Annotated in this window: 3 protein-coding genes; all 3 read left to right on the top strand. The window is 54.7% G+C overall.

Going from position 1 to position 3,728, the window contains the following annotated elements:
- The first annotated feature begins 144 nt into the window (after positions 1-144).
- Positions 145-1,470, top strand: coding sequence for an asparagine synthase-related protein (locus tag RMSM_RS11015; RefSeq protein ID WP_008695422.1), 1,326 nt, complete (start codon positions 145-147; stop codon positions 1,468-1,470).
- Positions 1,463-2,413: an archaeosine biosynthesis radical SAM protein RaSEA gene (locus RMSM_RS11010; RefSeq protein WP_040765688.1), complete on the top strand. Its 951-nt coding sequence runs from the start codon at positions 1,463-1,465 to the stop codon at positions 2,411-2,413. The genes RMSM_RS11015 and RMSM_RS11010 overlap by 8 nt, the downstream gene beginning before the upstream one ends.
- A 4-nt stretch (positions 2,414-2,417) precedes the next feature.
- Positions 2,418-3,728 (top strand): NAD(P)/FAD-dependent oxidoreductase (locus RMSM_RS11005; RefSeq protein WP_144057555.1); only part of this gene is annotated, 1,311 nt, incomplete at its 3' end.

The raw sequence follows: 3,728 nt of genomic DNA, 5'->3' as shown, positions 1-3,728 counted from the left end.
AACGCGGGGGATTGCACGCCGTGGGGTTGCTGATATCATCGAAACCGCCTCCACCCCCTTTCCTCTGCGCCCCCGCATGTCTCGAACGGCATCCCATGTCTCTGGGGCGAGCAGCCTCTTCTCCACTTTTTGCCGGACAATCGGATGAATCACCAATATGTCGAGCGACTTGTCAATCTACTCGACCCCGACGCGAATCAAATTCTGAACATGACGACGGACGAAGCGATTGAGGCCGTGGCAAGCGGGGATCCCGACCGCGTGCGTCAAATCGAAGGACAATTCGCGTTACTACATAAAGACGGGCAAAGGATTCGGATGGCCCGCACGTTGGCGCGGCCGATGCGATTCTTTCTCGCCAAACGAACCGAAGGCCCGTGCTTGATTGTCGCGGAGCGGATTGATGAGATCCAAAACTTTTTGGAAAGCGAAGGCCTGGCGGATCAGTTCCACCCGTCGTACACCCGTATGGTTCCCGCACACCATGTGCTGGAATTACGATTAATCGGATGCCCGGACCCAAGTCCTGCTCATCATCGCTTCTTAACCCCCGAGCGAAATCGTTTGCCGGCCGACTTGGACGAAATTGGCAAGATTTACATTGGCCAACTCGCTAAGTCGTGTGACCAATGGCTCGATCGCATCGACTCCGATGAACCGATCGGTGTGATGTTCTCAGGAGGCATCGATAGCGGTTCCGTATTCTTGGTGCTGTATGATCGGCTGCTTCGTCGTGGGCAATCGCCAAGCCGGTTGAAGGCGTTCACGTTATCGGTCGACGGCGAAGGAGAAGACGCCAAGCAAGCGGTTGAGTTTCTAAAACAACTCGATTTGCAATTGTTTCTCGAAACGATTGACGTGCCAGTCTCATCCATCGACTACCGTAGCGCGATCGCAACGATCGAAGACTACAAACCGCTCGACGTCCAAGCCGCCACCGTCGGACTCGCATTGTGCCAAGGCATTCGAGATCGCTATCCCGATTGGCGATACCTCGTCGATGGTGACGGAGGCGACGAAAACCTGAAAGACTATCCGATCGAAGAGAACCCCGAGTTGACGATTGTCAGTGTGCTGAACAACTTGATGCTGTATCAAGAAGGCTGGGGAGTCGACGCGGTCAAACACTCACAAACCTACTCGGGCGGCCAAAGCCGTGGCCATGTTCGCTCGTGGGCTCCGGCGAGAAAACTTGGTTTCATCGGATTCAGCCCCTATGCACTGCCCAGCGTGATTGACGTTGCCGAAGGAATCCCGTTTATCGAGCTAACCGATTGGGACCACGAAAAACTGTATTCACTAAAAGGCGAAGTTGTGGGGCGTGGAATCAAGTCGGTGACGGGTTTGGACATGCCAATCTTTCCCAAGCGCCGTTTCCAGCACGGCGTTTCATCAAGAAAGCGTTACGCGGATTTGTTTCCCCGATCCGAAGCGGAATATCGTCGAGAATTCACCCAGCTTCATGCGTAAGCCCTTTCCCAAGTTTTCCTCAGAGCAAATCATTGCGTCGAGAACTGCTCGTAACGACGTGGATGCTCGCCGCGCCTATGCGGCATTGGTCGAACCCGAATGTAACGCGAATCGCCAAGTCGTCGATGTGGCGACGATCTTTTTGACCAATCGCGAATGCCCATTTCGCTGCTTGATGTGTGACCTGTGGAAAAACACACTCACCGACAGCGTCCAGGCAGGCGACATTCCCGAGCAAATCCGTACGGCGCTCACGACACTTCCTACAGCTCGCGAAATCAAACTTTACAACAGCGGCAACTTCTTTGACCGCAGGGCGATTCCTGTCCAGGATCATGCCGTGATCGCGGAACTCGTTCGCGGTTTCGATACGGTAATTGTTGAAAATCACCCAAAATTCTGCAACGACGATGTCTTGCGTTTTCGTGACCTCGTAGCACCGTCACAATTGGAAATCGCGATTGGACTGGAGACGTGTCACCCCGAGGTATTGGCAAGCTTGAACAAGTCAATGACACTGGAGGATTTCGACGACGCCGCGACCTGGTTGCACCACGAGGGCATTCGCACACGCGTGTTTCTACTGCAAAAACCGCCATTTCTGGACGAATCCGAGGCAACGGATTGGTCACTCCGCTCGTTGGACTACGCCTTTGACCGGGGCGTTGACTGCTGTGTCGTGATCCCCACTCGGTCGGGAAACGGGATGATGGAAAGGCTTGCTGAGCGAGGGCATTTCTCGCCACCAAGCGGTGCGTCAATGGAACGTGTTGCCGAAGTGGGGATTGCGAAGCAAAAAGGACGTGTGTTTGTCGACCTATGGGATGCCGGCCCCCTCTTTCCCTGCGACATGTGCCGTGATATCCGAATCGCCCGGCTTGCCCAAATGAATCTAACTCAGCGTGGGGCGTCCGCGATTTTTTGTGACGCTTGCTCGGAGTAGCTTGGTGCCATCCAAACGGAATCCCAACCAATATGACCTCGTCGTCCTCGGTGCCGGATTCGCTGGCAGTTTGCTGGCGATGATCCTTGCCAACCAAGGCATGCGAGTTGCAATCGTTGATCGCGGCGAACACCCTCGCTTTGCGATTGGCGAATCGTCGACGCCGGCCGCCGATTTCATGCTGGATCACTTAGTCAGACGATACAAGCTGGACGAACTGAGTCCGCTAACTCGTTTCGGTTCGTGGCGTGAAGCAAAACCGGAAATCGCGTGTGGTTGCAAACGAGGCTTCAGCTATTTCTGGCACGGTCACGACGATGGATTCAAAGCTCGCGACGATCATCGTGACGAGTTGTTGGTATCGGCGAGCGAGTCGCGTGAGCTGGCGGATACTCAGTGGTACCGCGCCGACGTGGATCGCTATTTCTTTGACGTCGCCCGAACCAGCGGCGTGTCGACATGGGTGAACACAGTGGTCGACTCGATTGACCATGTGACAGATCACCATTGGCGGTTAAGCCTGACCTCGGACCACCGCAGCGAAACGCTTGCCACGCCCTTTATTGTCGACGCGACCGGCGGCAATCGTTTGTTGCTGCGAAAATTGCGAGTCAAAGACGAAACAGAAACACTACTAACCCATTCATCGGCGACGTTTACGCACTTTGATCACGTGCGATCTCTAAGTGAATGGCTCGATTGCCGCGGTGCGAAGCGGCGTGACTATCCGTTTGTCGTCGAGGATTCAGCAGTTCACCATCTGTTTTCCGATGGATGGATGTGGAACTTGGGCTTTGAAAACGGGCGAACCAGTGTCGGATTCGTGTTTGACGAGTCGGGTAACGCGAGCGAACGATCACGTGCGAGACAATACGATTTAAATGCGGTGATTGCCGAGCGCCGCGTACTGCGTGACTTGTTTGGAAACGCTCAATTGAGCGTGTTTCCGGGACACGTTTTCCAGACGGATCGATTGCAACGCTTGGCATCGGTCGCGGCGGGGCCCGATTGGGCGGCGCTTCCCTTTACGGCTGGATTCATTGACCCACTGCACAGCACGGGAATCGCCCATTCGATTAGCGGCGTCCAACGACTTTCACAAATACTGCTGGCACAGTCAGGTTCGTCACGTCATCCGTCGCTGCAATCCTACAGCGATGCCGTGCGAAACGAATTGCGGCTGATCGACCAATTGGTTTGGGGATGCTACGTCGGCCTGCGTGATTTCCGCCTGTTTAATGCATGGAGCATGATTTACTTCGCATTGGCAACCACGTTTGAACATGCGTTTCATGATGGCGAAGGAAATGGGAAC

The sequence above is a fragment of the Rhodopirellula maiorica SM1 genome (genome assembly GCF_000346295.1).
GTDB lineage: Bacteria > Planctomycetota > Planctomycetia > Pirellulales > Pirellulaceae > Novipirellula > Novipirellula maiorica.
Note: the sequence above shows the minus strand (reverse complement) of the source record. Positions and strands in the feature narration are given on the sequence as shown.